We start from the raw sequence: 26,911 nt of genomic DNA, 5'->3' as shown, positions 1-26,911 counted from the left end.
GAATAAGGAGTGAAAGTTGTATGCATCACCATTCAATGCAAGGTCAAGGCGCTCATTCCTGCAATAGGCGTCCGATCGTTTGCCCGGTACAGCAATGTGTAGTAGACAATTACTTTGTAGAAAATCAAGATTATATTCATCCGACTCATATATTAGTTCAAAACCATCATTTACTAAATAATTTTCATTATTTCCCTTATATGACTTCCGAGGCTAATTCTTTCCAAACTCAGGATTACTCTTTCCCGCAAGGATCTTCACCTGATTATAATTGGATGGATTACATGTCTCAGGGCCAGATGGGAATGGGTCAGGATCAAATGCAAATGATGGCTCAGGACCAGATGGGAATGGGTCAGATGCCTATGATGCCTCAAGGTCAGATGGGCCAGGGCCAGATGCAAATGATGCCTCAAGGTCAAATGGGAATGGGCCAAGGGCAAATGCCAATGATGCCGCAAGGGTCAATGGGATCCATGGAATAATAAAAAATAAGCCACTAATTGTGGCTTATTTTTCATATAGAAAAATTTACAGCCTTCTTTTTCGTAACTAATCAAATAAAAGGGGACGAACCATGAAAACGATTGTTGTAACAGGCTACAAACCTATGGAATTAGGAATTTTTAACCCTGAGGATGATAAAGTAATCTTTATTAAAGAGGCTATTAAGAAAAGGATTATGTCTTTAATGGATGAAGGTCTGGAATGGGTGCTGGTTTCAGGTCAAATGGGTGTAGAACTGTGGACCGCGGAAGTTGTACTCGATTTGAAAGAAGAGTATTCGATTAATTTGGGTATTATTCCACCATTTGAAAATCAGCAGGAAAGATGGAAAGAAGCCTATCAATTAGTATATGAAGAGGTAACTATGATGGCGGATTTCTACAAGCCGGTATATAATAAAGGGTATGAAGGCCCGTATCAGTTTCGAGCGAAAGACCAGTTTTTGGTGGAACATTCTGATGGATGCCTGATATTGTATGATGAGGATACAAAGGGCAGCCCTGATTTCTTTTTGAAAGCGGCTAACAATTACGCGGCTGTTCACACCTATCCTATTCTCTACATAACTCCATTAGATTTAGATGAAACAGTAGAAGAACTAAAAATGTCTAATCCTGATTACTGGAATCAATAATTTTTTCTGAATACTAAATTGACATTTCCGTCAGCTTTTGAAAAAATAAACGTAATGTGCTGAACAGAGGTGAAGGTAATGAACTTAGAAAATATCCACTTAACAAGTAAAGAAATTCTTGAAAAAGATTTTAAAACGTCCATGAGGGGCTACAATCAAGAAGAAGTTGATGAATATTTAGATTTAATTATCCAGGATTATGACCATATGCAGCAAGAGCTGGAAAGGTTACAACAAGAGAATGATCGATTGAAACGTATGTCAACCAGAGAAACGACACAACGTGTAAAACAACCTGCTAGTAATAATCATCAGGTAAACTATGATATTTTAAAACGAGTTTCAAATCTTGAAAAAGCCGTATTCGGAAATAAATTTGCTGACTGATACCCATTGATTTCCACGTGACATCGTGTAGAATATTTGGTACACTAGTTTAGTGCGTCTCATCAGGCGTTGACGAATGTAATGGATAATATACAATTTTTGAATACTCGGGTAATCGCTGTATGATGTTCATACAGAGGAAAGTCCATGCTCGCACAGTCTGAGATGACTGTAGTGTTCGTGCCTGACGAAATCATAAGTCAGGGTAGCTTACGTAAGCTAACGGCAAGGAAAATTCCTAAGTCTTTAACGATATGGAATGAATACTTTGAAAGTGCCACAGTGACGAAGCCAAAATAGAAATATTTTGGGTGGAACGAGGTAAACCCCGCGAGTGAGCAACCCAAATAAAGGTAGGGGCACTCTCTAACTGGAAAATGAACCAACAGAGAGGCCGGCGTATAGTCGGCAGATAGATGATTGCCACCGGAGTACGAGGTTGACCGCCGTTTGCAGTACAATGGAACAGAACATGGCTTACAGAGTATTCAAAGGTCACTTTAATTATTAACTACAGCACACACCCTTCTGAAAAGCCAACATTGCTTTTTAGAAGGGTTTTTTTATGAATACATAGTGGAGGAGATGATGAACATGGTTCAACAGGTTACTTTGATTGCTACCGCTGCCATGGGTCTTGAATCGATTGTCAGCAAAGAAGTAAAAGAACTTGGATATAAAGACGTTCAAGTAGAGAACGGCCGGGTTGTATTTACAGCAGATGTATCAGCCATTCCAAGGGCGAATCTCTGGTTAAGAACAGCAGATCGTGTGAAATTGCTGGTTGGTAAATTTAAAGCTGATACATTTGATGACCTATTTGAGCAGACGAAAGCTTTGCCTTGGGAGAATTTTATTACAGAAGACGGTGAATTTCCTGTAGTAGGTAAGTCTGTAAAATCAAAGCTGTACAGTGTACCTGATTGCCAATCCATTGTAAAAAAGGCAATAGTTGAACGTTTGAAGAAAAAATACGGCGTGGCTTCTTGGTTAAAAGAAACAGGGGCGTTTTATCGAGTGGAAATTGCTCTTCATAAGGACGAAGCACTTCTGACTATTGATACATCAGGCAGTGGTCTTCATAAGCGGGGATACAGAGTAGGACAAGGGGAAGCCCCATTAAAGGAAACCCTTGCTGCTGCCCTCGTTCAAGTAACGAACTGGCATCCGAATGAACCTTTTGTGGATCCCTTTTGCGGGTCAGGTACAATAGCGATTGAAGCTGCCTTAATTGGACAGAACATTGCGCCGGGTTTTAATCGTGAATTCGCTTCAGAGGACTGGTCGTTTATTCCTCAGAAGACCTGGGATGAAGCTTTTCAAGAGGCAGAAGACAGTGCAAATTATGATCAGCCTTTAAACATAACAGGATCAGATATCGATCCGGATTTAATCGAAATTGCTAAAAACAATGCTATGGAAGCAGGTCTTGGCGATCTAATTACTTGGAAGCAAATGCAGATGAGGGATTTCAAGCCCAAGCAGGAGAATGGTTATCTGATCTCCAACCCTCCTTACGGTGAGCGGATGGGTGAACGGCCAGAAGTGGAAGAGATGTATCGTGATTTAGGCGTCATCATGAGAGATCACCCCTCCTGGAGCGTCTATATTCTTACTTCACATGAAGGATTTGAAAAGCTCTATGGTCGAGAAGCTACGAAGAAACGTAAGCTATTTAATGGATTTATTAAGACTGATTATTACCAATATTTTGGAAAAAAGATACGTTAAAAGTATGGAGTGGACTCTACTAAAGTTACTGCCATAGCAATTGTGAAATGAATTCAACACTCCAGTTAAAGGAGAAGTGACCACGGTGACTCAAACGGTAAAAGAAAAATTTCTCGATTTACTGAAAGAACAATCATCTTATGAAGAAGCCATTGGTTTAATGGCATGGGATATGCGCACGAAAGCACCAAAAAAGGGAATGGATAACCGTTCCGAAGTTTTAGGGGTACTATCAGAAAAAGTTCATGAAATACAAACATCTGAGGAAATGAAGTCTTATATCGATGAATTAAAAGGGCAAGCGGAAGACCCAGTACTTGTTAAGTCGCTGGAAGAAGCGGAAGAGACTTATAATAAAACGGCTAAAATTCCTGGAAAAGAATATCGAGAATACGTAACTCTCCAATCCAAAGCGGAGTCCATGTGGACAGAATCGAAAGATAAGAATGACTTTGAAAGTTTTCGTCCTTATTTAGAACAGCTGGTTGAATTCAATAAGCGGTTTGCTGATTATTGGGGCTATAAAGAACATCGCTACGACGCACTCCTTCATAACTATGAACCTGGAATTACCGTATCAAAACTAGAAGAAGTTTTCCCTAGAGTGCGTAAGGCGTTAACTGATTTGTTAGATCAAATTAAGAAGGCTCCTAACCAGCCAGACCCTTCCGTACTTGAAGGGCACTTTCCTAAAGCTCAGCAGGAAAAATTCAGTGAAGAAATACTTAAGCGGATGGGGTACGATTTTGAAGCCGGCCGTTTAGATGAGACGGTTCATCCTTTTGCCATAGGTCTAAATAGGAATGATGTTCGTGTTACTACAAAATACGATGAAAAAGATTTTAGAACCGCTGTATTTGGTACCATTCATGAGGGGGGTCATGCTCTATACGAACAGAACATTGATCCAAAACTCACTTTTACACCTCTTGCAACAGGAACGTCCATGGGTATTCATGAGTCACAGTCTCTGTTCTGGGAGAATTTTATATCCAGAAGGGAATCCTTTTGGCAGAACCATTACGAGTTATTTAAAATGTATGCACCGGAAAAGTTCGAATCGCTGCCGCTGGATCAATTCTACCGGGCAATTAACGAAGTAAAGCCGTCACTTATTCGGATTGAAGCTGATGAATTAACTTACTGTCTTCATATAATGGTTCGTTACGAGCTTGAAAAAGCTTTAATAGGCGGAGAAATAGAAGTGAAGGACTTACCGGAGTTATGGAATAAAAAAATGGAAGATTATTTGGGTGTGAAGCCTGAAATGGACTCTGAAGGCGTGCTTCAGGATATACACTGGGCAGGTGGAGACTTCGGTTACTTTCCGTCTTATGCGCTTGGATACATGTATGCAGCTCAAATAGAAAATCAAATGAGTAAAGAAATTGATATTAACCGCGTGATCGAGCAGGGCGATTTTAAACAGGTTAAAGAATGGCTGACTTCTCGTATCCATCAGTACGGGAAGATGAAAAAACCACTTGAACTTCTGGAGGATGTGACTGGTGAAGAGTTGAACCCTGAGTATTTAGTCGACTATCTATCCAATAAGTATAAACATATTTATAAATTCTAATAGTAGTAAAACCCAGCTGTCTTGAAAGGCAGCTGGGTTTTACTTGTTAAGAAAATTCTTTTTTCAATTCTGGTTTTAATAATCCGGCGTCTTCATAAACAGGAGCTAACTGCTCGGTGAACTCAGCGAATTTCTCATCAGCTGCTGATAAATCTGCCTCTTCAACGTTAGATTCTAGTGCACTGGCAACCTCTTCATAGTAAGATTGAAGAGAAGGGAGCGCTTCTTCATAGGTTGAGATTACGTCTTCAGGTAAATCGGCTTCTATCGAATAATCTGCTGCGGCATCGGCAGCTTCAGCAGCGGCTTTCTGAGCTTCTTCTCCAGCAGACTGAATGGCTTCTGGATCAGGCTCTTCGGCAGCTACTGCTTCTTCATAAGCGGCAATTTTCGTTTGATATGGTTGGAAGGTATCCTGCATATTCATTTGAGCACTCATGATTTTTTTCTTCATTGCTTGGTCATCTTTATTGCTTTGTTCTTCATTTGACGATTGTTCTTCCGTTTGATTTTCAGAATCACTGCTTGAGTCGGCAGAAGAATCATTATTACATCCGGCGATAACTAGCGTACCTGCGATACCTAGTGTAAGTAACCATTTCTTCATAAATATTCCCCCTTAGTGTTATGTACCACGTTTATTCTAGGTGAGGCTGGAAGGAATGTAAAGAAATTGCAAAAATGTTATAATATACAGAAAATTTTGTTTAAGGAGGACTTCAATGTATTTACCAAATTTTAGACTAGATGGTAAACTCGCCGTTATTACGGGAGGGACCAAAGGTATTGGAAAAGCTATTGCCCTTGCCTACGCAGAATCAGGAGCCGATGTAATTCTAATCGCTCGTAATGAAAAGCAGCTCAATAATATGAGAGACACTGTTGAGTCCCTAGGACAACAAGCCTATACGATATGTAAAGATATCCAGCATTATAAGGCGATTAAAGAAGAAGTGGAAAAAATTCGGGGTGATCGTCCAATAGATATTTGGGTTAATAATGCAGGGATGAATATACGCTCTGAAGCTGAACATGTAAGTGAGGAAGAATGGGAGCAGATTGTTTCCACCAACATGAAAAGTGCATTTTTCTTATCTCAATACGCTGGGAGGGTTATGAAACAACATAAGCAAGGGAAAATTATAAACATATCTTCTGTAGGCGGTCATACGGCTTTGAGAACAGGAGTCGTATATGCTATGACGAAGAGTGCGCTTATTCAAATGACAAAGAATCTTGCACTGGAATGGGGGAAGTATCAAATTAATGTGAATGCTATTGGTCCCTGGTACTTTCCAACGTCTTTAACGGAACAGTTGTTACAGGATGAAGAATATGTCCAGTCCATTCTTGAAAGGACACCTTTAAATCGCATAGGAAAGCTTGAAGAACTGTCGGGAGCAGCAGTATTCCTAGCTTCAGACGCAGGTAATTATATGACAGGACAAACCCTGTTTGTAGATGGCGGAATGACTATCTATGGGTTTTAGGTAAAAAGTAGTGGCTGTGACAAAACCCCGCTAAATTATTTAAAAAGAGACCCCGCTGATCATCTTGTTCAGCGGGGTCTCCTTTTGTAATTTATGCATTTTTTTAAGTTTTCATAAAGGAAATAAGGTTCACCTACGCCGAAAAGAACCTTAATTTTAATAAACGAAGGATGCCCTCCTTTAAGCTCATAATCCAGCAGTATTTGGAGCATATTAAAAAAAAGGAGGTTGTGAAATGGCTTATATACTTTCAACCGGCCTGCAGGAAGCAGAGTACGAATATTCTCAAGACACGGTACAATCACTTATTTATAACCTTTTCCCTCTTAAATCTCATGAAAAGAAACGTCTTCTGCCAATCTTTGAACACGCCCAAATTAATAAAAGACAGTTTGCGGCACCTACAGATTGGTTTGAACATCCTCATGGGTTAAAAGAGAGAAATGAACTATTTCATGAAAAGGCGTTGAAATATGCGAAGGGTGCTATTCAATCGTGCTTGACAGATCATCAGTTCTTAAAACAAGAAGTAAGTGCTTCCAATATTGATCACATTATCTTCGTATCTTCCACAGGAATTAATACTCCTACACTCGATACTTATTTTATTAATGATTTAAAATTCAAGGAATCTGTGAAAAGAACACCTATGTTCGGATTAGGGTGCGCAGGAGGTACAAGCGGAGTGGCGCGTGCGTTTGAATGGCTTCAAGGCCATCCTGAAAAAAATGTGTTAGTAGTATGTGTAGAACTTTGCAGTTTGACCTTCCAACTAACAGATCAACGCGTGAGTAACTTTGTGGGAACTGCCCTGTTCGGAGACGGCGCATCGGCAGTACTTATGTGCGGAGAACGCTCACCACTTCGAGAAATGGCTTGCCTGCCCACGGCTAAGGTATTAAATTCAAGTTCTAGACTTAAGCCTGACAGTACAGATGTTATGGGCTGGAGAGTAGTGGATACGGGATTTGAAGTTATTTTTAATAAGAGCATCCCAAAATTAGTAAAAACATTCTGGAGTCTTCATATGAAGGATATGTTAGCTGAAAACTATTGGGAAAGCGATGATTTACCATTTATCGTTGCCCATCCCGGTGGAAGAAAGGTACTGGAAGGATACAAGGAAGTATTTGAATTGTCCAATGATACTTTAAAATTTTCTGAGAATGTGTTGAGGGAGCACGGGAATATGTCTTCCCCTACGGTACATTTTGTATTATACGAGGCAATGGCGAGTGAACCTGAAAAAGGTACAAGATCCTATATGACGTCTCTCGGACCTGGTTTTAGTTCAGAAATTGTAAGTTTGGAGTGGGTGTAGATGGAAGGGTTTTTATGGATTTTATTTGCATTTTTGGTTATCCAAAGGTTAGGAGAGTTGGGGCTAGCGAGGTCAAATCGAAAATGGATGCTGAACAGAGGAGCAATAGAATCAGGAGAAAATCATTACATTTTATTTATTATACTTCACAGTTTATTCTTTGTATCACTTCTTTTAGAGTTTACTTTAACCTCTTACCAGCACACAAGCAGTATTTTTTACGTTTCACTTAGTATGTTTATCGTTCTCCAGGTTTTACGGATATGGTGTATCTCGAGTTTAGGGAGAAGATGGAATACCCGTATTCTTGTTTTACCAGATGAACAGCCTTTAAAGAAAGGTCCCTACCAATTTATTCCCCATCCCAATTACGTCATCGTTTTTTTGGAATTACTATTTATTCCACTCTTATTTCAAGCCTATATAACAGCTCTTGTGTTTCCATTTTTGCATTTGCTTGTTCTTAAGGTGCGTATTCCTGCAGAAGAAAAGGCTTTGGAAGAGAGAGCTTAAGGCTTATTAACAATTGCTTTTTGCAGAAGAGGTCTGCTATAATCTAATTAGTACTGAAAATCATTATCATTTAGAAGGGTGCGGGAACATTCATGATGTTGATCATCTTCTTGGTTGTCGCTGTTTATAGTAGCTTGATGGTCTGGATTTTGGCAAAGGTTGGTTCGGTACCTGCGCGCTCGGTAATAGATATGGTAAAACGGAATGTAAAACCAACTCCCTCACAAAATAGAAAATCATATGAACGTACGATTTCAGCCAGGTGAACGCACCTGGCTTTTATTTTTGCTATAATAGAGAAAAAGAAGGAAAAATGTCGAAAGCTGATTTCTATGTAGCCAATTAGAACTCCTGTACATATAGTTGCTCAATCTTCATTCGTGTTACTGTATTGAAGCGTTGATAGGATTAAACATAGGTAATCAGAAGGCACTGAATTAAAAGGCAGAAAAATGTAAGGAGTGACTTATGAAAAAAAACCATGCATTAGCCTACTTTTTAGAGGATTTGTGGACGAGGGGATTTAAATTGAGTGATGAAGATGTAAGGTTTATTTATTTCGGAAAGAATTCAACAAATGCTTCGGAGTGGAAAACGATTATTGCGGTCAAGATTACATTAAAATTCCAACAGTCTTTTGACCCCAGTTTTTTTATAAGTGTATTGGAACACATCGCTAAGCCGCATATTAAGTCCAAACGTCAGGCTTATCAGTCTATAGAAGAACGCGTTTCTTCTAAAATTTCTTTAAACTAAGGATCTGTTAACCTTTTGGTACAAATTGAAAGGAAACAGATCCCTCATATGCGACAGGTCATTTATAAATACCATTTTAGCGGAATTTTTCCTTCTCTTCTTGCTCTTCCCTCATATTACTGCAATGCAGCCGTTAAATGCGGATGCAAAGCTGACCTGATTAACCACCTTCTTTTACAAACATCAATCATTCTTTTCTTAGGTTGTCGATATAGTTTCGACAACCTTATTTGAGTTTATCGAAAAGAAAGTGTTTACACAAAAAAGCTTGTAGAAAAACGTGGGTTTCTCTACAAGCTTTAACTGTGTTTTCAGCTGAGTTTCGTGTGTTTTAAAAGCGCGGCTCGGGCTACTCGATCGGCGTTTTTATTTTGCTTTTCGGGTATCCACTTATAGAATACATAAGGAAAGAATTGTTCCAATTCCTGGATGGTTTTAAGGAAGGATAAAAACTTCTCATTCTTGGTGTAACCTTTTTCAATGGTATCAACGACGATCTTTGCATCAGATCGAATAGATATGATTTCATCAGGAAAATCTTCCCTGCATACTTCAAGAGCTTTTATTACGGCTAGAAATTCAGCTTCATGGTTACTTCTTTCATTTAGATAGAAACTGTGTTCTATAAGTGTGGCTCCTTGTTTGATAATAACTCCAGCAGCACTAGGGCCAGGATCACCGCTTGCCGCGGCATCTGTATAAACTTCAATCAATTCAAACAGCTCCTTCAGTATTCAGCGTGTTTAAACTTTTTAGCTACATATAAAAATGGAGTATCAATAGCAGCTACAATAAATTTGATAATGTAAGTTGTCAAGAATATTTCCAGCCAAACTTCGAAAGGATAGATTCCCAAAAATGCAATGGCACAGAAGATAGCGCTATCTAAGAGCTGACTAATCATTGTGCTTCCATTGTTTCTTATCCATAGCGTACCATCACTTGAGAATAATTTCTTTAAGCGTGCGTATAACCATACGTCAAAATACTGACTGATGATGTAAGCTGTCAGGCTGCCAAGAGCGATGCGGGGCACGATACCGAACAAATTTTCGAGTGCAGACTGAGCCACATCATTTTCGCCTGGGGTAAACTGAATTGCCATTTGCATCATTATGGTCAAAGCGATCAGCGTAGAAAAGCCCATCCAAACTGCTCTTCTGGCATCTCTCTTTCCGTACTTTTCATTCAGGATATCTGTGGCTAGAAAGGCTGTACCATAAATGATATTTCCAAGAGTAGCATTCAAACCAAATAGTTCAATTGTTTTGACTACCTGAATATTGGCAATTACCGTCGACATTCCAATCCATACGAAAAGACCGGGTTTACCAAAGATACGGTAAACCACGATTAATAAACTGAAATTAATTAGAGCGAATAATATCCATAACCATTCATTACTCATATAATGACCTCCTTAGTTTTGATATCGCGGGAGTTTGCGAACCGCGTTGCAAGACTAACAGCCGTTAATTATACGAGGGAGGCCCTGGTTTTTCAAGGAAAACATAAAAAAAGCAGCCTCTATAGAGGCTGCTTTGGATTTTATTTATTGTTTTTCTACATTAGCTGCTTGTGGTCCGCGATCGCCTTCAACAATTTCAAAAGAAACGGTTTGACCTTCTTCTAGAGATTTGAAACCTTCTTCTTGAATAGCAGAGAAGTGTACGAATACATCGTTTCCACCTTCTTCTTGAATAGCAGAGAAGTGTACGAATACATCGTTTCCACCTTCTACTTGAATGAAGCCGTAACCTTTTTCCGCGTTAAACCATTTTACTGTACCGTTTTGCATGATATGAATCCTCCTAAAAACTTCTTACACGTAATACGTGATAAATTACAAATAATGATGAAGACACAAAAAATCCATAGAAACTCGGAACAATAAACTCCGGAGTACTTCTATGGGAACTACCTTGCATTTATGTTTCCGTTCACCTTATTTGCTTAACTACAATATAACGTATCCATAAAGTAACGTCAACAACCTGAATATGATTTTTTGTGAGGGTAAGGATTAAAACCATATTTTCAGCTTTCCTTAGGCCGAAATGGTAGTTGGCAGTGGGAAAACCTGTTCTTTGACTCGTGTCACAGACTCTTTTTCCACCATTAACTGCACTTATCCAAGTGAAAATAATGGTAGATAATCCTTTTATAGCTAAATAGAAGTAATTTGAATGAAGGAAACGGTCTAATCTATTTGAAATGATGTAAAATAAAGGTAAGATAGGTTGTGAAAGGAGTGACTTCATGAAGACAGACATTGAAATTGCGCTTGAAGCGAAAATGGATCCAATTTCCTCCATTGCCAAGAGGTTGGGGCTGACAGAAGAGGATTGGGAACCATTTGGTCATTCTAAAGCTAAGCTATCCGATCAGCTGCTCAACAAACTGGCTGATCGACCAAATGGTAAAATTATCCTGACAACATCTATCAACCCTACGCCTGCCGGTGAAGGCAAATCCACTGTAACGGTTGGACTTGGGCAGGCGTTAAATCAGTTGGATAAAAAAGCGATAGTAGCATTAAGAGAGCCTTCCCTGGGGCCAACGATGGGTCTAAAAGGCGGTGCTTGCGGGGGTGGATATTCCCAGGTTGTTCCAATGGAAGAGATTAATCTGCATTTTACTGGTGATATCCATGCGATCACGACTGCGAACAATGCGTTATCCGCATTTATAGATAACCATATACACCAAGGTAATCAGCTAAACATTGATCCAAGAAGAATCACGTGGAAGCGTGCTTTAGATATTAATGACCGCTCCTTGCGCCAAGTCGTAGTCGGGTTAGGCGGCGCTGTTAGAGGAGTTCCGAGAGAAGACGAATTTACGATCACTGTGGCTTCTGAAATTATGGCTGTGCTTTGTCTGGCTTCGAATTTACAAGACTTAAAAAAGAGGCTTTCCAGAATAATTATTGGCTATACATACCAACAAGAGCCGGTTACTGTGAAGCAGTTGGGCTTTCAAGGTGCTTTAACTTTATTACTGAAAGATGCCATGAAACCTAACCTTGTTCAAACCTTAGAAAATACACCAGCGATTATCCATGGTGGACCTTTCGCAAATATTGCTCACGGATGCAACAGTGTAATGGCGACAAAGATCGCTGCGAAGTTAGGTGACTATGTGGTAACGGAAGCTGGGTTTGGGGCTGATTTAGGTGCAGAAAAATTTATAGACATAAAAACTCGAGCGGGAGATTTCGAACCTGATGCTGTGGTTATTGTAGCTACAATCAGAGCTTTGAAAATGCATGGCGGTTTAAATAAAAAGGATTTGCAGCAGGAAGACCTACAGGCCCTTGAAAAAGGGATGGAGAATCTTGAAAAACACATGGAGACAATTCGCCAATTCAATCTTCCATTCATAGTGGCTGTCAATCAATTTTCCTCGGACACTCAGAAAGAACTTGACTACTTACGCAAATGGTGTGAGGAGCAGGGCGCGCCCGTAGCGGTCATCGATGTATTTACGAAAGGAGGGGGAGGAGGTATTGACCTTGCCGAGAAAGTTGCAAAGATCTGTGAAAATAAATCCTCGTCTCTAGCTTATACTTATGATTTATCCGACACTATAGAGGAAAAGATTTTGAAAATCGCCGATAAAGTGTACGGAGCGGAAGGGGTTCAGTTTTCCGCTCAGGGAAAAAAGCAATTAAATCAAATAAAGCAGTTAGGATATGGACACCTGCCCATTTGTATGGCCAAAACACAGTATTCACTATCGGATGACCCTTCTCGACTTGGACGTCCGAGGGATTTCCATATTACCGTTCGAGAGTTCAGGCTTTCGGTAGGAGCCGGCTTCATTGTTGCTTTAACGGGTGATGTGATGACTATGCCCGGCCTGCCAAAGAAACCTGCGGCTCTTCAAATGGATGTTACGGCGGATGGAACGATTAAAGGTTTATTTTAAGGCTATGTTTAACTTTACTGTTAATCTTTCAAGGACTCTTTCACTATCAGAACGTTATCTTTAAGACTCACTTTCGTGAGGTTCTGCGGGGCTGCAGGAAAGCGAGTTATTTCCAAGCCTTAGTTCCTTGAGCATAAAGAACCCATTTAATTTGAAACTGAGCCTTACGCAAATCGGGAGGTTAACTGTTAGATTAGCAAGGAGATTTAACAGAGCAATTTTAATGGGAAGTGAGAGCCCCTGGCTTTTTGTAGTCAGGGAGATGTTTTTTTTGCTACAATGATTTTAATTACATACGTGGATAAGGAGGAAGAGGATTGACTATTCAAATCGGTGTGACCGGTTGGGGAGATCATGCTTCTCTATACTCACATCAGACAAAAGGAAGCGAGAAATTATCTGAATATGCTTCTCACTTTCCTGTGGTAGAAGTAGATACCGCATTTTACGCCATACAGCCCCAGTCTCATTACGAGAAGTGGATTAAGCAAACCCCTGAATCATTTAGGTTTGTTATAAAAGCTTTTAGTCATCTGACAGGGCACGATAGACAAGAGCGTACCAAACAAGAAGCAAAAGAATTGCTGAAGCAGTATGAGGAATCCATACAGCCTGCCTGGGAGAAAGGCAAAATCGATGCACTATTATTTCAATTTCCTCCATGGTTTGATGTGAAGAAGCAAAATATACAAAAATTGCGCTTTATAAGAGAGTGGCTTGCTGATTACCCGTTGGCTCTAGAATTTCGAAATCAAACTTGGTTCCAGTCTCAGTATAAAGAACAAACTTTATCATTCATGAAAGATCAAAAATGGATTCATACAATCTGCGATGAGCCTCAGGCTGGAGAAGGGTCGGTGCCCCGTGTTTTAGAGCCCACCCACCCTAGCAAGTCACTGGTCCGTTTTCATGGACGCAATGTCCACGGATGGAATAAGAACGGCAGGGAAGACTGGAGAAAGGTTCGTTTCCTTTATAGATATAATGAGGAAGAGCTAAGGGAATGGGCAGAAAGAATCCATGAACTTAAAAAGCAAACTCCGGAGATTACATTACTGTTTAACAACAATTCAGGCGGAGACGCCGCAGATAACGCCAAACAAATGCAGGACATTTTAGGGATCACTTATGATGACTTGAATCCCAGGCAAATGGACCTCTTTCAATTTTAGGAGGAGTTATGGAAAAAGACCATCGACTCAAAAGTATTGAAATTTATGTAAAAGAACAGTTCGAGCATGATACGACAGGTCATGGCTTTGACCATATGAAACGTGTGGCACTTTGGTCCCGTAAGCTCGCCGTTGAAGAGGAAGTCGATCCGTTACTTGCAGAGGCAGCAGGATGGCTTCATGATATAGGGGATGAGAAATTATTTAATAACCCAGATGAGGCTTTAGAAGGCAGGAATCATTTGCTTCAGGAACTGGGTTTTACCCTTTTTCAAAGGAATGAGCTGGAGAAAGCTATGGAGACCGTTTCCTTTCGAAGAGGTAAAAAGCCTTCATCCTATTTAGGGGCTGTTGTCCAGGACGCAGATCGGTTGGATGCCATCGGTGCTATTGGTATTGCCCGTGCGTTCACTTATGGAGGGGCAAAGGGCCAGAAAATCGATAGCGAAGAAGCGGATACTCCCTCTGCTATTCAGCACTTTCACGATAAATTATTAAAGCTTTCTGCGATGATGAATACAGAAAGTGGTAGACGGGAAGCTGATCGGAGGCATCGTTTCATGGAAACTTACTTGCACGAATTTAATAGAGAAAAGCAAATCGATCAGGATATTCATCTAGAGGAGGAAGCATAGTGCTTAAAAACGAAGAAGCTTATTTAGATTTATGCCGGCACGTTCTTGATGCTGGACATGAAAAAGGTGATCGAACAGGAACAGGGACTTTCTCTGTATTTGGCCATCAGCTCAGGTTCAATCTTCAGGAAGGGTTCCCGCTTTTGACAACAAAAAAAATTCCCTTTCGGTTAATTGCGAGTGAGCTGCTCTGGTTTATTAAAGGAGATACGAACATACGATACCTCCTTCAGCATAATAACAACATATGGAATGAATGGGCATTTCAAGCGTGGGTGGAAAGTGATCATTACGACGGACCTGATATGACGGATTTTGGTCGACGAAGCTTGCAGGACGAAGCGTTTAAAGAACAATATGACGAGCAAATGGCACGTTTTAAAGAGAAAATTCTTACAGATGATTCATTTGCTGAGCGATTCGGTGATTTGGGAAATGTTTATGGGAAGCAGTGGCGTGCGTGGAAAACTTCTCAAGGCGAGACGATCGACCAGTTAAAGAACGTTATTGAAAATATTAAAAGAAATCCGGATTCCAGGAGGCATATGGTAACAGCGTGGAACCCTGAGGATGTACCATCGAACATGGCTTTGCCACCCTGCCATGCGCTTTTTCAGTTTTATGTAGCTGATGGAAAACTTTCCTGTCAATTGTATCAAAGAAGTGGTGACATATTTTTAGGGGTGCCGTTTAATATTGCAAGTTATGCCTTGCTTACTCATTTAATCGCACGGGAGTGTGGTCTCGAACCGGGTGAATTTGTTCATACGCTGGGTGACGCCCATATTTACAGTAATCACATGGAACAAGTACACAAGCAATTAAACAGAACACCAAAACCACTCCCTGAAATTTCATTAAACCCAGATAAAGAAAGCGTATTTGATTTCGAGATGGAAGACATTACCATAGAAGGTTATGATCCATATCCTGGAATCAAAGCTCCCGTAGCTGTATAAACTCGAACGAGGTGAAGGAAATGATATCATTTATTTTTGCAATGGATAAAAATCGGTTGATCGGAAAAGAAAACGATCTTCCATGGCATATTCCAAACGACTTTAAATTCTTTAAAGACAAGACCTGGGGAAAGACAATTATAATGGGAAGAAAAACGTTTGAATCATTTGGCAAACCTCTCCCTGAGAGGAAGCACATTGTAATAACGAGTAATGAAAATTATTCTCGTGAAGGTTGTGAAGTTATTCATTCGATTGAGGAAATAATAAAGCTGGAAAAAGAACATCCGGAGAAAGAATGGTTTGTCATCGGAGGAAGTGTTCTTTTTGAGAAAATGTATCCTTATGCTGACCGGATGTACTTAACATATATTGATGCCGAGTTCGAAGGCGATACGTATTTTCCACCATTTAATATAGAGGATTGGAATCTCATTGATGAATACAAAGGGAAAAAAGATGAGAAAAATACGTATGATTATTATTTCAGAACTTACGATCGGAAAAAAGTATGAGTGAAGGGTTAAATGCTTGCGGTGTAATCCTTGCTGGCGGAGGCTCCACGAGGATGGGAAAAGATAAAGCCTGGCTGAATTTGGGCGGGCAGCCCGTAGTGGTCCGTATATTAAATGAACTGCAAAAGACTGTATCAACTGTAGTGATGAATCAGAATGACGAAACAGATTTACCCATTCCCTCCATCCAGGACATCTATCGAGATGCCGGTCCTCTGGGTGGTCTTCACACTGTCATGAAAAGAAGAGAAGAAGAATGGTTTTTCTTATCAGCCTGTGATACGCCGTTTATTCACAAAAGCGTCTATGATTACTTATCCTCTTTCGCGAATGAAACATCTGATGCCGTGATTCCTGAATATGAGGGCCGTCTTCAACCGCTATCTGGTATTTACCGTAAGTCCTGTCTTCCCATTGTAGAGAAATTGCTTGATAATGGAGAGAGAAAGGTTATTTTTTTACTCGAGCAGGTTAATTCGGTTTATGTAAGTGATTTTCGGCCTCTTTCACGCGAAGTTGTCAATCGTCACTTTTTTAATATGAATACTCCGGACGATTACCTGAAAGCTCAGGAGATTTGCAAAATTTTATGAAACCAAGACATTTGGACAAGATCGTGATATGATAGGAAAAGAGCCGATATATGACGAATCTATGTGTAGTTTTTTCCATCTATAAAATAATGGATTAACGAGGTTTACTATTAAAAGGCGGTGAAAGATATGCTCTCAAGTATTGGAATCCCAGGCTTGATATTAATTCTAACCATTGCACTTGTTATTTTTGGACCTAAAAAACTTCCGGAAATTGGCAAAGCAGCTGGAGAGACTCTAAAGGAATTCAAGAATTCCGCTCGTGACTTAACAGATGAAGGAAAAGATAAGCCGTCCGACCAAAAAAATAACTAATACTTAAGTTACAAGCTGAAAGAACATAAGAATTGGAGGGATGAACCATGTTATCTAGCATTGGTGTGCCAGGACTCATCCTGATATTAATTATTGCGCTGGTTGTCTTTGGACCTTCAAAGCTTCCGGAAATCGGTAAAGCATTTGGGAGTTCTCTGAAAGAGTTTAAAAAAGCGACAGGGGACATCATGTCCGATGGAGACAGCAGTAATAAATCTGAAAACAAAAATAAAGACGAATAAATGAATAAAGAAGGTGTAAGGGCCCGATCCTTACATCTTCTTTTTGTCAGGCTGCGTCTTAAGGCCTGGAGGTGGAAGATTTGTCAGCTAAAAAAATTAGTCAAGATATTGAAATGAATGTAACGGATCACTTAACCGAATTAAGAAAACGGATTATTTGGACGCTAGTATTCTTTATCGCGTTTTTTGCAGCAGGATTGTACTATATCAGGCCGATTCAAGGATTCTTTGTGAACGACCTTCCTTTTGAACTTCACATGACAAGTCCTGGAGAGATTGTGTGGATTGTTTTTACGATTGCCAGTCTTGTTGCAATTGTAGGAACGCTGCCTATTTTAACCTTACAACTCTGGTTGTTTGTTAAACCAGCGCTTACCCCGAAGGAAAGACGGGTGTCACTATCCTACATCCCAGCTATCTTCCTGTTGTTCATAGGTGGTTTAGCTTTTGGTTATTTGGTTTTTGTTCAGTTTATACTACCGTTCCTTTTATCATTAAACGATGGAATGTTTAATGAAATCTTTACGGTAGAAAGATATTTTCGTTTTTTATTCCGTGTAACCATTCCATTTGCGGTTCTTTTTGAAATACCGATACTAACGATGTTTTTGACGAGTCTTGGTATTGTAAACCCGGTGTTGTTAGTAAAAGTCCGGAAATACGCTTATTTTGTTTTAGTGATCATTGGGACCATTATCTCTCCGCCTGACTTTATTCTTCAGCTGGTCGTTGCTGTTCCATTGATTATCCTATATGAAGTAAGTATTTTATTATCCCGTATAGTTTATCGTAATAAATTAAAAAACCATCAGGAATACATGGAAAAAGAAGAAGAATAGCAAAGTAAGAATCCTCTGAAAAACTTAATGAGGATTCTTTTTTATAGGTATCGTTTTGCAGTTATGGTGTGTCCATGATAAAACTAAGATACAAAAATTCAGGAGGAAGAAAATCAATGAGATCCTTTTATCACTATATGATGCGCTACCGTGGAAACCGGATAGAGAATGATGAGAAGAAGCTTGCGGATTGGATGTTCCAAGATCACAGCTTTCCTAAGCAAGCCAAAACGTACGATGAAATCAGCCGATACTTAGAATGGAATGTTCCTTTTCCAAGTGCTTTATCGGTGTTTGATCGTTTGTATGACACCTATTTGATTGAGGAAGAAAATTAAGAGTTCAGAAATGATCAGCGGGGAAGGGGTATAGCTCACATGAAAATACTGCATACGGCGGACTGGCATTTAGGGAAAATTGTAAACTATGTCCATATGACTGACGACCAGGCGTATATTTTGGATAGATTTATAGAGATTGTAGAGGAAGAACAACCCGATGTTATTATCATTGCTGGTGACCTTTATGATCGTTCGATCCCTCCAAAGCAGGCCGTTGACTTACTAAACCAAGTGCTAACCAAATTAATTAATGATTTTCAAATACCTGTGCTTGCGATTTCAGGTAATCATGATAGTCCTGATCGCCTGGAGTTTGGATCCCAATTGTTTCGAAGGCAAGGATTGTTTCTGGATACAAAGCTAAAACCATCACGCGAGCCGGTCACTTTATATGATTCGCAAGGCCCTGTCCATTTTCATCTTATTCCGTATGTGGAACCCGCAGAAGTAGCTGCTGTGTTTGAAGATGCAGAGATTAAGAGTCATCAGGAGGCTGCTTCTAGATTAATAGAGGATATCCGGGATAGATTTGATATGACAGAGAGGCATGTGTGGATCGGACACGCCTTCTTAGCAGGTGGAATGGAAAGTGAATCAGAGGAGCGATTATCTATGATTGGTGGAAGTCCCTACATAGATGCCCAACTTTTTAAAGATTTTTCCTATGTAGCCTTAGGCCATCTTCATCAGCCGCAAAGGGTAGCTTATGATCATATTCGTTATAGCGGGTCAATTCTTAAATACTCTTTTTCAGAGGCTCGCCATCAGAAATCAGTGACTGTTATAGACTTACAGGAAAAGGATGAATTTACTTTTGAAAAAATACCGTTTCATCCTATTCGTGATTTTGAAGTAGTAGAAGGATATTTTGAAGATTTACTAGTGGGGGAAGCACCCGCCAGTCCTGACAATTATCTTCACATTAGATTAATGGATGACGGGCAGCTCATTGATCCCATGGGGAAACTGAGAAAGGTATATCCAAACATATTACACCTGGAGAGACGACGGCCATCTGTAAATACTCAGATAGATGAATTGAACAAGGTGAAAGAGCGGCAGAGGCTCTCTCATGAAGAATTATTTCGCTCGTTTTATGAAGATATTAAAGGTGATTCGATCTCTGAACATAGAAAGAACTTAATCAGCCAGGCAATTGACGCTCTAAGAGAAGAAGAAAGGGGGCAGTGACCTATGAGAGCCATTACATTAACTGTCCAAGCTTTCGGACCCTATCGTGAGCAACAGATCATCGATTTTTCCTCCCTCGGAGAGGAAGCAATCTTCTTAATTACGGGTCCGACAGGTGCTGGAAAAACGACGATATTTGATGCCATGTGTTTTGCTTTGTACGGACGTGCAAGCGGAAGCGATCGCGATCAAGACTCTATGCGCAGTCATTTTGCGCAGGAAGGAGAGCCTACCTATGTGGACTTTCTTTTTGAACTAAGGGGGAAATTTTATCGAATTGTCCGCATGCCTAAGCAAGTGAGGAGAAAGGAACGTGGGGAAGGGTGGAAAGAAGAACCAGCTAGAGCAGAGCTTTATATGACGCACTTAGAGAATGAAAAACTGCTAGCTACCAAAGTAAAAGAAGTTAATGATTATATTGAAGAAGTGTTGGGACTGGATTATGACCAATTTCGGAAAATGATCATGATCCCTCAAGGGGAATTTAGAAAGCTGATTTCAGAGAACAGTAAAGAGCGGGAAGATATTCTGCAGAAAATATTTAAAACTCAGTTTTATTCCGAATTAACCGACTACTTAAAAAATCAGTCCAAGACACTAGAGAAAGAAATCGAGCAATTTCAATGGAAAATAGAACAGGAAGTCAGCAAAATCCACTGGGGAACAGAAGAGGAAGTTTCGTTGAAGGAAGAAGAACCGCAAAAGATTTTAGACCGGTTAAGCAAGCGGATGGATCAACAAAATAATCTGATTAATCAGGAGCAAAGTCATTTAAATCAGTTGACTTCAAGTGCTGATAAATTACAGTCTCAGCTTCATGAAGCGAAACAGCTTCAAGAACAATTTAATGAGCAGCAAAGACTCTTAGAAGAAGATAAGGTTTTAAAATCGAGGGAATCTACAATTAATACTGTTCAAGAAGAGCTTAAATGGGCTCGACAGGCAGATGAAGTGAAAGGGTTTGAACAACAGTGGAAGGATCGAGAAGAGGAAAGAAAAACAGCGGAAATAGACCAGGAATCAAAAGCCCAGCATAGGATACGTACAGAAGCTGAATTCTCTAATGTAGAAAAAGAATACAGAGAATTAGAAGAAAAGGAAGATAAACGTCAGGCTTTAAAGAAAGAATGGGAACAAAAAGAGGAAGAAAGAAAGAAATTAATTGATTTTCTTACCCTGGACAGCCAGTTAACGGAGATAAATCAGAAACTTACTAAAAGTAAAGAACAAGTAGTAACTTTGGAACAAGAGCTAAAGCAACTAAAGACCGAACGGAATCATTTAAAAGATATCATTAAAAATGAACGGGAAATTACCGACCAAATTTATAAAACCAAAAACCAAGTTGAACATTTGACGAAGCAGTTAAAGGATTTAAAACGTTTATCTAAAGAATGGGATGTATTGATCGAGATGAGAACCTCCTATCAGCAGTTTATGAAAGATTTCAAACAAGTGGAAAAAGAACATCATGCTGCTAAAAGCCATTACGAATCAGCTCTTGAAGATATTCGAGAGCACCATGCTTATACATTGTCTCTGCAATTGGAAGAAGGGTCACCTTGCCCGGTCTGTGGAAACTCTCACCATCCTCAACCGGCCATTCAGCCTGCTCAGGTGGTTAGTCAGGACCGTCTTACGCATTTAAAGCAAGATGCAGCTGAAAAGCATAAGGCTTTCCAGAGGATGCAGGAAGAGGCTGTGCAGGTTAAATCAAAAGGAGAAACACAGCGCCAAATGACTGATGCTCTTTTTGAAGAGTATAAGACGGTGGTAGGTTCAATGGATCAATCATCTATCCAAAGCGCAGTTAAGCAGAATGAACAGAGTTTAAATTCCAAAAATGAGTTATTGGAAGATCTCAACAGGCAAGCTAAAGAGATGGAACATTCCGTGAAAAAGCTTGAAAATATAGAAAAGCGTGAAGAAGAGTTGAATAGGAAACTTGAAAAAGCGAAGCATGACTTGAATATCAGCTATCAAGAACAAACGCGTTTACAAACTCAAAAAGAATCCTTTCAGGAGAACTACTCTTTTGAAACTAAAGACCCTCAACAATTAAGAAAAGTAACTGAACAAGCAGAAGCTTCTTATAAAGAAGAGATGAAAAAATGGGAAAACATCCAATCCCAATATTCTAAGCTTCGTGACCAGTTGCAGCAGGCTAAAGTGTCTGAAGAAGAAGGGAATAAATATGTAAAGCAGGCTCAACAAGCAGAAAAAGTTCGGAAAGAGAAATTTAATCAAACGCTCGTTCAATTTCAGTTTTCAAGTGTCGAAAGTTATCAAAACTCTTTATTGTCTAAGGAAGCTATTGAAGAAAAACAAGAAATGGTCGAGCAGTATAAGCAGCAAAAAGCAATTATCCAGGAACGACTGCATAGTTTAAATGAAAAGCTTGATAAAAAACAAAAGCCGGATTTAGACGCTCTTCATACGGAGTGGGAAGAGGAAAAACAAAAACTCATTAAACAGCAGCAACTCGTAAATGAACTGGAACTGGCCTTGTCGCAAAATAAACAAGTTCATACCAATATGGCCGCTTTGTTAGCAGAGCAAGGTGATCTAGCACAAGCATACTATGATATGGCAGAACTTGCTCAGCTTTCCAGGGGAGATAATCATCTCCGTTTGTCACTCGAACGATATGTTTTAGCTGCCTTTCTTGATGAAATAATCGTTCAGGCCAATGTAAGGCTTGATCAGATGACAGACCATAGGTACCAGCTTGTGCGGAGCGATGCGCTCGCTAAGCGAGGGGCTCAAAGCGGTTTAGACCTTGAGGTCATTGATCATCATACGGGGCAAAAACGGTCCGTACGTACTTTGTCCGGAGGGGAAGGGTTTAAAGCTTCCCTTAGTTTGGCTCTTGGCATGGCCGACGTAGTCCAGTCCCATGCGGGGGGAGTGCAGCTTGATACGTTATTTATCGACGAAGGATTCGGCACTTTGGATGAGGTATCACTGGAGCAGGCCATTGACTGTCTAAGAAGTCTTCAGGATGGCAATCGAATGTTAGGCATCATTTCTCATGTTCCGCAGTTAAAAGAAGAAATTCCTGCTAAATTACAAATACAAACAGGACCTGCTGGCTCTTCAGTCGAATTTGTCTTTCAATAAGAAAATGAAAGAAAGGAGAGAGGAGATGGCTACACCTCTATCTATGGAATGGATTCTGATTACGGGTGGGAAAGAACGGAGAGTTAACAAAGAAGATAATTTGTTTGAGATCGTTTTTGAAGGTTATAGAATATTTCCTTTAAATGAAAGGCTTGAAATTAAAAGAACGTTAAAGTCAGAACAGCTGGGAGCGGGTATCATCGAGGAATTAACCTTTAAAGATCACTTTACTTATTGTAAATATCGGTTAGTTTCGCTTTATTCCGTCAATTAGTGAGCTAATATGAAGGGGGAGATGTCGCATTATGCGCTTCCCCGGGAAATAGTAGATCGGTGATAAAGTAAATAATTTCACTTTTTCACTTTCACTCAATAAACATTCTGCTAGAAAGAGAGGTTATTTCCATGAAAGTCCTGAACAATGATTGGGGATCCCTTCTGGAAGAAGAATTTCACAAACCTTATTACTTAGATCTTCGGGAAAGGTTAAAAAAAGAATACGGAACTTATCAAGTGTTTCCAGATATGTATGAAATCTTCTCCGCGATGCAATATACGTCTTATGAAAATGCAAAAGTCGTTATTTTAGGGCAGGATCCTTACCATGGACCTGAACAGGCACATGGATTCAGTTTTTCAGTTAAACCAGGAGTGACGATTCCTCCTTCACTGAAAAATATTTATAAAGAACTGAGAGAAGACCTTGGAATTGAACCGCCCCCTCATGGTCATTTGGTTTCCTGGGCTAAAGAAGGCGTACTTTTACTCAACAACGTATTAACCGTTAGAGCTCACCAGGCACACTCTCATCAGGGAATGGGATGGGAAAAGTTCACTGACGAAGTGATCCGGATATTAAATCAGCGGGAGAGACCTCTTGTATTCATTCTTTGGGGAAAACATGCCCAAAAGAAAGGTGCATCCATCGATCGCTCCAAACACAAAGTCCTTACTGCCCCTCATCCAAGCCCGTTAGCCGCTCATCGTGGCTTTTTTGGCAGCCGTCCATTCTCTCAAACAAACCAGTTTCTTGAGGAAATCGGCGAGGAGCCCATCAACTGGGCACTCCCGACTGATCCGGAGCAATCATAAGCCCATACCAACTAACGGCATCGGGCATATGCTACAGTATCTTAAGTTACGGAGGGGTTATGAATGTTTCCGACAGGTCAACCGCCTTTCCCTCCTATGGGTATGTTTCCCGGACCTCAGCAGTACATGGCACCACAAGGGATGATGAGATCGATAGCGCCCTTTTTGAATCAAGGAGCCAGAAGTGCTGGAGGCTTCCCTGGGTTTGGCGCCACAGGGTTCGGTGCACCAGGATTTGGTGGTGCTGGTTTAGGGACACAAGCTTTAGGAGCGGCTGGAAATGCAGCTAAAGCCGGCGGAGCAGGATGGCTTGGACATATGCAGACAGCTTTGAAAGCCATGCAAAGTGCAGCGCCAATGGTGCAGCAGTATGGCCCGATGATCAAGAATATACCTGCCATGATTAATATGATGAAAATTATGAATGAACCAGATGAAGAAGAAGGGGAAGAGACAGGGGAAAGTCTCGAAACTGAATCATTAACAAGCGCCAATTATGATTCCTCTAGTCCTTCCACTGGCAGCGCTTCTTCTCCTAAAAGAAGACGTCAAGGCACATCACAGCCTAAGCTTTACATTTAGGCTGTGCGTGTGGCTTGATTTTTTTTCGTATATTAGCAAGAATAAGGACATGCTTACATGTAAGAACCTACGTATTGGAGGTTTTATTGATGAATAACAAATTGAAAATAGCTACATTTGCAGGTGGATGTTTCTGGTGCATGGTTGAGCCATTTGATGAAAGACCAGGAATTGATTCCATCGTTTCCGGATATACAGGTGGTCATACTGAAAATCCTACCTATATGGATGTGATCACAGAGCAGACTGGTCACAAGGAAGCGGTCCAAATTACCTATGACCCTTCAATCTTTCCTTATGAACGACTGGTCGAACTTTTCTGGCAGCAAATTGATCCAACGGATGATAGCGGCCAATTTGCAGATCGCGGTGAATCATATACAACAGCGATTTATTATCACGATGAAGAGCAGCGGAAAATTGCTGAAGCAAGCAAACAACAGTTAAAGGAGTCAGGAATATTCAAACAGCCAATCGTAACTCCTATTCTTCCCGCGGAAACATTTTATAAAGCAGAAGATAAACACCAGGATTACTACAAGAAAAATGCTTTCCATTATAATCGGTATAAAAAAGGCTCCGGACGTGCAGGTTTTATTAAAGACCACTGGGGCTATAAAAAGAATCAAGAAGAGTTGAAGAATCGCCTTAGCGATATCCAGTACAAAGTTACCCAGGAAGATGCCACGGAAAAACCTTTTCAAAATGAATATCATGACTATGATGAAGAAGGAATTTATGTAGACGTTGTATCGAAAAAACCTTTGTTCAGTTCGAAGGATAAATATGACGCAGGCTGTGGGTGGCCGAGTTTTACAAAGCCGATTGAAACCCAGGAAGTAAATGAAAAAGTGGACACTTCTCATGGAATGATCCGAACGGAGGTTCGAAGTGAGCATGCAGATTCTCATCTCGGACATGTGTTTGATGACGGACCGAAAGATCAGGGTGGGCTCCGTTATTGTATTAACTCAGCAGCCTTAGAATTTGTACCTAAACAGGACATGGAAGAAAAGGGATATGGATATTTAACTCATTTATTTCAATAAATAGTAAAAAGAGACTTTTCCCTCAAGCCATAGGGTAAGACGCTTATCCTCCTTCCCTCTCCTCTGGATGAAAAATGCTATAATAAGAAATGAGGGGAGGGGTTCTTTGTGGGACGAAAGAAAGCCTTAACAAGACAGGATGTATTAGAGGTAACCGGAGAAGTATTGCAAGCAGAAGGATTACATGGCGTGCACTTTAAGAAGATAGCTGATCTGCTTGAAGTTGGACGAAGTACACTCTATGAATATTTCAAGAATAAAGATGAGTTGCTCCTTGCCTATATGAAGAGCATGATGGAGGAAATGAATGAAAAAGTTGATCGAATTCCTTCCACTGATCCCCCGAATCATAAATTGTTTCAATTGCTTCAAATTATTTTAGAGCATGCTCAAATTTATCAAATAGATAAAATGATTCAGGATCTACAGTCTAGTGATAAAAATGCGGCGATTTACTATAAAAATGAACTCGATGCAGATCTAATGAAAACTTATGATCTTATGATGAACTGGATTTCCGATGCCCAAGAAGCAGGTATTTGGAATAAAGAAGCAGATTCTGGGTTGATCGGTGACTTGATTTTTCATTCTATTCTATTCCCTAACCGAAAGAGACTAGGAGTAGACGGGTTAGCTTCTCAGCTTTTCGGGATGATCGAACATGGGGTTGCCCATAAGCCCGGTCAATAAAAGAAGCCGCACCAGTGTGTTACTGGGAGCGGCTTTTTCCTGCAATTAACCTAAAAATGGGTTGCGCCATTCCGTTATTAATCCGTAATGACAGGACTCTTCATCTTTAATATAATCAACCATTGGTTTGATGGGAGAACGACCAGATTTCAATAAAAATGTTATTACCGGGTCCCTTATCTCTGCACGTATAACAAGATTTACATATTCTTCAGGTGTAAGTTCCTGTTGATATTTGTGATAGAGAGGCATCCTTGCCCCACCTACGAGACGTTCAAGGTTCAGGTGAACGACATTTTCGTACATGGCTTGAGTTAACTGCCGGCCGAGCCCCAGACCGCGGTAATCGGGGTCTACACAGAGGTCAATTACATAAAGGGTATTACCCTCAGGATCATGTGTACTCATGGTACCTTCACCCGTCATCGAGTCCCATGAATGATCCATGGTTTCATTCTTCATATGAGTAATCATTGTGGTCATTGATCCTGCCACAACCCCATCTACCTCTATGCAAATACAACCCTGAGGGAAGATTTCCAAGTGATTAGCCAGTTGCTCTTTGTTCCACCATAACTCAGGTGGAAAAGGAGGAGGAAAAGCTTTTTTTTGAATTTGAATTAAATCTTCAAAGTCACTTTCGTAATAGTTACGAAGGTGCAGATGATTAAAACGAGAGCGAGCGCGGTCGTAACCGTAAATCCATTTATCCATTTTAATGAGACTCC

General features: G+C 40.3%; 31 protein-coding genes and 1 other RNA gene. 27 read left to right on the top strand and 5 right to left on the bottom strand.

Annotated elements, in window-relative coordinates; genetic code table 11:
• Positions 1-20 precede the first annotated feature (20 nt).
• The 6 genes from ACTWPM_RS05160 to ACTWPM_RS05135 all read left to right on the top strand — a co-directional run bounded on the left by ACTWPM_RS05160 (position 21) and on the right by ACTWPM_RS05135 (position 4,838).
• Entirely contained in the window at positions 21-485 is a 465-nt protein-coding gene (locus tag ACTWPM_RS05160) for a CotD family spore coat protein (protein WP_443131993.1), read from the top strand.
• 92 nt (positions 486-577) lie between these two features.
• On the top strand, positions 578-1,141 hold the full coding sequence (locus tag ACTWPM_RS05155) for an SLOG family protein (protein WP_443131992.1): 564 nt from the start codon (positions 578-580) through the stop codon (positions 1,139-1,141).
• Between the two features lie 78 nt (positions 1,142-1,219).
• Positions 1,220-1,528, top strand: a complete 309-nt coding sequence (gene gpsB, locus ACTWPM_RS05150; protein WP_443131991.1) for a cell division regulator GpsB — start codon at positions 1,220-1,222, stop codon at positions 1,526-1,528.
• 103 nt (positions 1,529-1,631) lie between these two features.
• Positions 1,632-2,013, top strand: an RNA gene (rnpB, locus tag ACTWPM_RS05145) — RNase P RNA component class B.
• A gap of 109 nt (positions 2,014-2,122) precedes the next feature.
• Complete coding sequence (locus ACTWPM_RS05140; protein WP_443131990.1) at positions 2,123-3,259, top strand: THUMP domain-containing class I SAM-dependent RNA methyltransferase; 1,137 nt, start codon at positions 2,123-2,125, stop codon at positions 3,257-3,259.
• An 85-nt stretch (positions 3,260-3,344) separates the two neighbouring features.
• Entirely contained in the window at positions 3,345-4,838 is a 1,494-nt protein-coding gene (locus tag ACTWPM_RS05135; protein WP_443131989.1) for a carboxypeptidase M32, read from the top strand.
• Positions 4,839-4,884: 46 nt separating this feature from the next.
• Here the strand turns inward: ACTWPM_RS05135 and ACTWPM_RS05130 are convergent, their stop codons facing one another.
• Positions 4,885-5,445, bottom strand: a complete 561-nt coding sequence (locus ACTWPM_RS05130) for a hypothetical protein (protein ID WP_443131988.1) — start codon at positions 5,443-5,445, stop codon at positions 4,885-4,887.
• Between the two features lie 115 nt (positions 5,446-5,560).
• On the opposite strand from ACTWPM_RS05130, the gene ACTWPM_RS05125 reads away from it, so the two are divergent.
• The 4 genes from ACTWPM_RS05125 (at position 5,561) to ACTWPM_RS05110 (ending at position 8,918) form a co-directional block, all read left to right on the top strand.
• Positions 5,561-6,328 carry an SDR family NAD(P)-dependent oxidoreductase gene (locus ACTWPM_RS05125; protein WP_443131987.1) on the top strand — a complete coding sequence of 256 codons (768 nt, stop codon included), beginning with the start codon at positions 5,561-5,563 and terminating at the stop codon, positions 6,326-6,328.
• Positions 6,329-6,563: 235 nt separating this feature from the next.
• Positions 6,564-7,649: a type III polyketide synthase gene (locus tag ACTWPM_RS05120; RefSeq protein WP_443131986.1), complete on the top strand. Its 1,086-nt coding sequence runs from the start codon at positions 6,564-6,566 to the stop codon at positions 7,647-7,649.
• Positions 7,650-8,162 carry an isoprenylcysteine carboxyl methyltransferase family protein gene (locus ACTWPM_RS05115; protein ID WP_443131985.1) on the top strand — a complete coding sequence of 171 codons (513 nt, stop codon included), beginning with the start codon at positions 7,650-7,652 and terminating at the stop codon, positions 8,160-8,162.
• A 468-nt stretch (positions 8,163-8,630) separates the two neighbouring features.
• The gene (locus ACTWPM_RS05110) at positions 8,631-8,918 is read left to right on the top strand and encodes a DUF6123 family protein (RefSeq protein WP_443131984.1); all 288 of its coding nucleotides are present in this window, start codon (positions 8,631-8,633) and stop codon (positions 8,916-8,918) included.
• A gap of 311 nt (positions 8,919-9,229) precedes the next feature.
• Here ACTWPM_RS05110 and ACTWPM_RS05105 read toward each other — a convergent pair whose 3' ends face one another.
• From ACTWPM_RS05105 to ACTWPM_RS05095, 3 genes are all read right to left on the bottom strand, one after another.
• Complete coding sequence (locus ACTWPM_RS05105; protein WP_443131983.1) at positions 9,230-9,631, bottom strand: ribonuclease HI family protein; 402 nt, start codon at positions 9,629-9,631, stop codon at positions 9,230-9,232.
• A gap of 14 nt (positions 9,632-9,645) precedes the next feature.
• Entirely contained in the window at positions 9,646-10,326 is a 681-nt protein-coding gene (locus ACTWPM_RS05100; RefSeq protein ID WP_443131982.1) for a queuosine precursor transporter, read from the bottom strand.
• A gap of 144 nt (positions 10,327-10,470) precedes the next feature.
• Positions 10,471-10,716: a cold-shock protein gene (locus tag ACTWPM_RS05095; protein WP_443131981.1), complete on the bottom strand. Its 246-nt coding sequence runs from the start codon at positions 10,714-10,716 to the stop codon at positions 10,471-10,473.
• A gap of 461 nt (positions 10,717-11,177) precedes the next feature.
• Here ACTWPM_RS05095 and ACTWPM_RS05090 point away from each other — a divergent pair, with 461 nt between their 5' ends.
• The 17 genes from ACTWPM_RS05090 (at position 11,178) to ACTWPM_RS05010 (ending at position 26,183) form a co-directional block, all read left to right on the top strand.
• Entirely contained in the window at positions 11,178-12,848 is a 1,671-nt protein-coding gene (locus ACTWPM_RS05090) for a formate--tetrahydrofolate ligase (protein WP_443131980.1), read from the top strand.
• 317 nt (positions 12,849-13,165) lie between these two features.
• Entirely contained in the window at positions 13,166-14,020 is an 855-nt protein-coding gene (locus ACTWPM_RS05085; protein ID WP_443131979.1) for a DUF72 domain-containing protein, read from the top strand.
• Between the two features lie 8 nt (positions 14,021-14,028).
• Entirely contained in the window at positions 14,029-14,655 is a 627-nt protein-coding gene (locus ACTWPM_RS05080) for an HD domain-containing protein (RefSeq protein ID WP_443131978.1), read from the top strand.
• Complete coding sequence (locus ACTWPM_RS05075; RefSeq protein WP_443131977.1) at positions 14,655-15,614, top strand: thymidylate synthase; 960 nt, start codon at positions 14,655-14,657, stop codon at positions 15,612-15,614. Before ACTWPM_RS05080 ends, ACTWPM_RS05075 begins: the two co-directional genes overlap by 1 nt.
• Positions 15,615-15,634: 20 nt before the next feature.
• Entirely contained in the window at positions 15,635-16,129 is a 495-nt protein-coding gene (locus ACTWPM_RS05070; RefSeq protein WP_443131976.1) for a dihydrofolate reductase, read from the top strand.
• A complete protein-coding gene (gene mobA / locus ACTWPM_RS05065) occupies positions 16,126-16,722 on the top strand; it encodes a molybdenum cofactor guanylyltransferase (protein WP_443131975.1) in 597 nt (198 codons plus the stop codon). Before ACTWPM_RS05070 ends, mobA begins: the two co-directional genes overlap by 4 nt.
• Positions 16,723-16,851: 129 nt before the next feature.
• The gene (locus tag ACTWPM_RS05060; RefSeq protein WP_443122193.1) at positions 16,852-17,037 is read left to right on the top strand and encodes a twin-arginine translocase TatA/TatE family subunit; all 186 of its coding nucleotides are present in this window, start codon (positions 16,852-16,854) and stop codon (positions 17,035-17,037) included.
• Positions 17,038-17,084: 47 nt separating this feature from the next.
• Complete coding sequence (gene tatA / locus ACTWPM_RS05055) at positions 17,085-17,279, top strand: twin-arginine translocase TatA/TatE family subunit (RefSeq protein ID WP_014643454.1); 195 nt, start codon at positions 17,085-17,087, stop codon at positions 17,277-17,279.
• An 80-nt stretch (positions 17,280-17,359) separates the two neighbouring features.
• Positions 17,360-18,118, top strand: coding sequence for a twin-arginine translocase subunit TatC (gene tatC / locus ACTWPM_RS05050; RefSeq protein ID WP_443131974.1), 759 nt, complete (start codon positions 17,360-17,362; stop codon positions 18,116-18,118).
• Positions 18,119-18,234: 116 nt separating this feature from the next.
• Positions 18,235-18,456 (top strand): YozE family protein, encoded by a 222-nt coding sequence (locus ACTWPM_RS05045; RefSeq protein WP_443131973.1) that lies wholly within the window; start codon positions 18,235-18,237, stop codon positions 18,454-18,456.
• 39 nt (positions 18,457-18,495) lie between these two features.
• The gene (locus ACTWPM_RS05040) at positions 18,496-19,650 is read left to right on the top strand and encodes an exonuclease SbcCD subunit D (RefSeq protein ID WP_443131972.1); all 1,155 of its coding nucleotides are present in this window, start codon (positions 18,496-18,498) and stop codon (positions 19,648-19,650) included.
• A 3-nt stretch (positions 19,651-19,653) separates the two neighbouring features.
• A complete protein-coding gene (locus ACTWPM_RS05035) occupies positions 19,654-22,770 on the top strand; it encodes an AAA family ATPase (protein WP_443131971.1) in 3,117 nt (1,038 codons plus the stop codon).
• 25 nt (positions 22,771-22,795) lie between these two features.
• Positions 22,796-23,044 carry a DUF2584 domain-containing protein gene (locus ACTWPM_RS05030; protein WP_443131970.1) on the top strand — a complete coding sequence of 83 codons (249 nt, stop codon included), beginning with the start codon at positions 22,796-22,798 and terminating at the stop codon, positions 23,042-23,044.
• 131 nt (positions 23,045-23,175) lie between these two features.
• Positions 23,176-23,862: a uracil-DNA glycosylase gene (locus tag ACTWPM_RS05025; RefSeq protein WP_443131969.1), complete on the top strand. Its 687-nt coding sequence runs from the start codon at positions 23,176-23,178 to the stop codon at positions 23,860-23,862.
• Positions 23,863-23,925: 63 nt separating this feature from the next.
• Entirely contained in the window at positions 23,926-24,444 is a 519-nt protein-coding gene (vrrA, locus tag ACTWPM_RS05020) for a VrrA/YqfQ family protein (protein ID WP_443131968.1), read from the top strand.
• An 89-nt stretch (positions 24,445-24,533) separates the two neighbouring features.
• Positions 24,534-25,493 carry a peptide-methionine (R)-S-oxide reductase MsrB gene (msrB, locus tag ACTWPM_RS05015; protein WP_443131967.1) on the top strand — a complete coding sequence of 320 codons (960 nt, stop codon included), beginning with the start codon at positions 24,534-24,536 and terminating at the stop codon, positions 25,491-25,493.
• 108 nt (positions 25,494-25,601) lie between these two features.
• Positions 25,602-26,183 (top strand): TetR/AcrR family transcriptional regulator, encoded by a 582-nt coding sequence (locus ACTWPM_RS05010; protein WP_443131966.1) that lies wholly within the window; start codon positions 25,602-25,604, stop codon positions 26,181-26,183.
• Positions 26,184-26,228: 45 nt separating this feature from the next.
• On the opposite strand, the gene ACTWPM_RS05005 is transcribed toward ACTWPM_RS05010, so the two are convergent.
• On the bottom strand, positions 26,229-26,897 hold the full coding sequence (locus tag ACTWPM_RS05005) for a GNAT family N-acetyltransferase (RefSeq protein ID WP_443131964.1): 669 nt from the start codon (positions 26,895-26,897) through the stop codon (positions 26,229-26,231).
• Positions 26,898-26,911 lie beyond the last annotated feature (14 nt).

The sequence above is a fragment of the Halobacillus sp. K22 genome (assembly GCF_052246795.1).
Lineage (GTDB): Bacteria > Bacillota > Bacilli > Bacillales > Halobacillaceae > Halobacillus.
Note: the sequence above shows the minus strand (reverse complement) of the source record. Positions and strands in the feature narration are given on the sequence as shown.

What these genes read in the sequence shown, in the direction of transcription:
- ACTWPM_RS05045 (WP_443131973.1), top strand. Translation starts at nt 18,235, where the DNA reads ATGAGATCCTTTTATCACTATATGATGCGCTACCGTGGAAACCGGATA.
- ACTWPM_RS05070 (WP_443131976.1), top strand. Translation starts at nt 15,635, where the DNA reads ATGATATCATTTATTTTTGCAATGGATAAAAATCGGTTGATCGGAAAA.
- msrB (WP_443131967.1), top strand. Translation starts at nt 24,534, where the DNA reads ATGAATAACAAATTGAAAATAGCTACATTTGCAGGTGGATGTTTCTGG.
- ACTWPM_RS05125 (WP_443131987.1), top strand. Translation starts at nt 5,561, where the DNA reads ATGTATTTACCAAATTTTAGACTAGATGGTAAACTCGCCGTTATTACG.
- ACTWPM_RS05155 (WP_443131992.1), top strand. Translation starts at nt 578, where the DNA reads ATGAAAACGATTGTTGTAACAGGCTACAAACCTATGGAATTAGGAATT.
- ACTWPM_RS05030 (WP_443131970.1), top strand. Translation starts at nt 22,796, where the DNA reads ATGGCTACACCTCTATCTATGGAATGGATTCTGATTACGGGTGGGAAA.
- ACTWPM_RS05140 (WP_443131990.1), top strand. Translation starts at nt 2,123, where the DNA reads ATGGTTCAACAGGTTACTTTGATTGCTACCGCTGCCATGGGTCTTGAA.
- ACTWPM_RS05095 (WP_443131981.1), bottom strand. Translation starts at nt 10,716, where the DNA reads ATGCAAAACGGTACAGTAAAATGGTTTAACGCGGAAAAAGGTTACGGC.
- gpsB (WP_443131991.1), top strand. Translation starts at nt 1,220, where the DNA reads ATGAACTTAGAAAATATCCACTTAACAAGTAAAGAAATTCTTGAAAAA.
- ACTWPM_RS05100 (WP_443131982.1), bottom strand. Translation starts at nt 10,326, where the DNA reads ATGAGTAATGAATGGTTATGGATATTATTCGCTCTAATTAATTTCAGT.
- ACTWPM_RS05005 (WP_443131964.1), bottom strand. Translation starts at nt 26,897, where the DNA reads ATGGATAAATGGATTTACGGTTACGACCGCGCTCGCTCTCGTTTTAAT.
- ACTWPM_RS05130 (WP_443131988.1), bottom strand. Translation starts at nt 5,445, where the DNA reads ATGAAGAAATGGTTACTTACACTAGGTATCGCAGGTACGCTAGTTATC.
- vrrA (WP_443131968.1), top strand. Translation starts at nt 23,926, where the DNA reads ATGTTTCCGACAGGTCAACCGCCTTTCCCTCCTATGGGTATGTTTCCC.
- ACTWPM_RS05035 (WP_443131971.1), top strand. Translation starts at nt 19,654, where the DNA reads ATGAGAGCCATTACATTAACTGTCCAAGCTTTCGGACCCTATCGTGAG.
- ACTWPM_RS05080 (WP_443131978.1), top strand. Translation starts at nt 14,029, where the DNA reads ATGGAAAAAGACCATCGACTCAAAAGTATTGAAATTTATGTAAAAGAA.
- ACTWPM_RS05060 (WP_443122193.1), top strand. Translation starts at nt 16,852, where the DNA reads ATGCTCTCAAGTATTGGAATCCCAGGCTTGATATTAATTCTAACCATT.
- ACTWPM_RS05120 (WP_443131986.1), top strand. Translation starts at nt 6,564, where the DNA reads ATGGCTTATATACTTTCAACCGGCCTGCAGGAAGCAGAGTACGAATAT.
- ACTWPM_RS05025 (WP_443131969.1), top strand. Translation starts at nt 23,176, where the DNA reads ATGAAAGTCCTGAACAATGATTGGGGATCCCTTCTGGAAGAAGAATTT.
- ACTWPM_RS05110 (WP_443131984.1), top strand. Translation starts at nt 8,631, where the DNA reads ATGAAAAAAAACCATGCATTAGCCTACTTTTTAGAGGATTTGTGGACG.
- ACTWPM_RS05160 (WP_443131993.1), top strand. Translation starts at nt 21, where the DNA reads ATGCATCACCATTCAATGCAAGGTCAAGGCGCTCATTCCTGCAATAGG.
- ACTWPM_RS05090 (WP_443131980.1), top strand. Translation starts at nt 11,178, where the DNA reads ATGAAGACAGACATTGAAATTGCGCTTGAAGCGAAAATGGATCCAATT.
- ACTWPM_RS05115 (WP_443131985.1), top strand. Translation starts at nt 7,650, where the DNA reads ATGGAAGGGTTTTTATGGATTTTATTTGCATTTTTGGTTATCCAAAGG.
- tatA (WP_014643454.1), top strand. Translation starts at nt 17,085, where the DNA reads ATGTTATCTAGCATTGGTGTGCCAGGACTCATCCTGATATTAATTATT.
- ACTWPM_RS05040 (WP_443131972.1), top strand. Translation starts at nt 18,496, where the DNA reads ATGAAAATACTGCATACGGCGGACTGGCATTTAGGGAAAATTGTAAAC.
- mobA (WP_443131975.1), top strand. Translation starts at nt 16,126, where the DNA reads ATGAGTGAAGGGTTAAATGCTTGCGGTGTAATCCTTGCTGGCGGAGGC.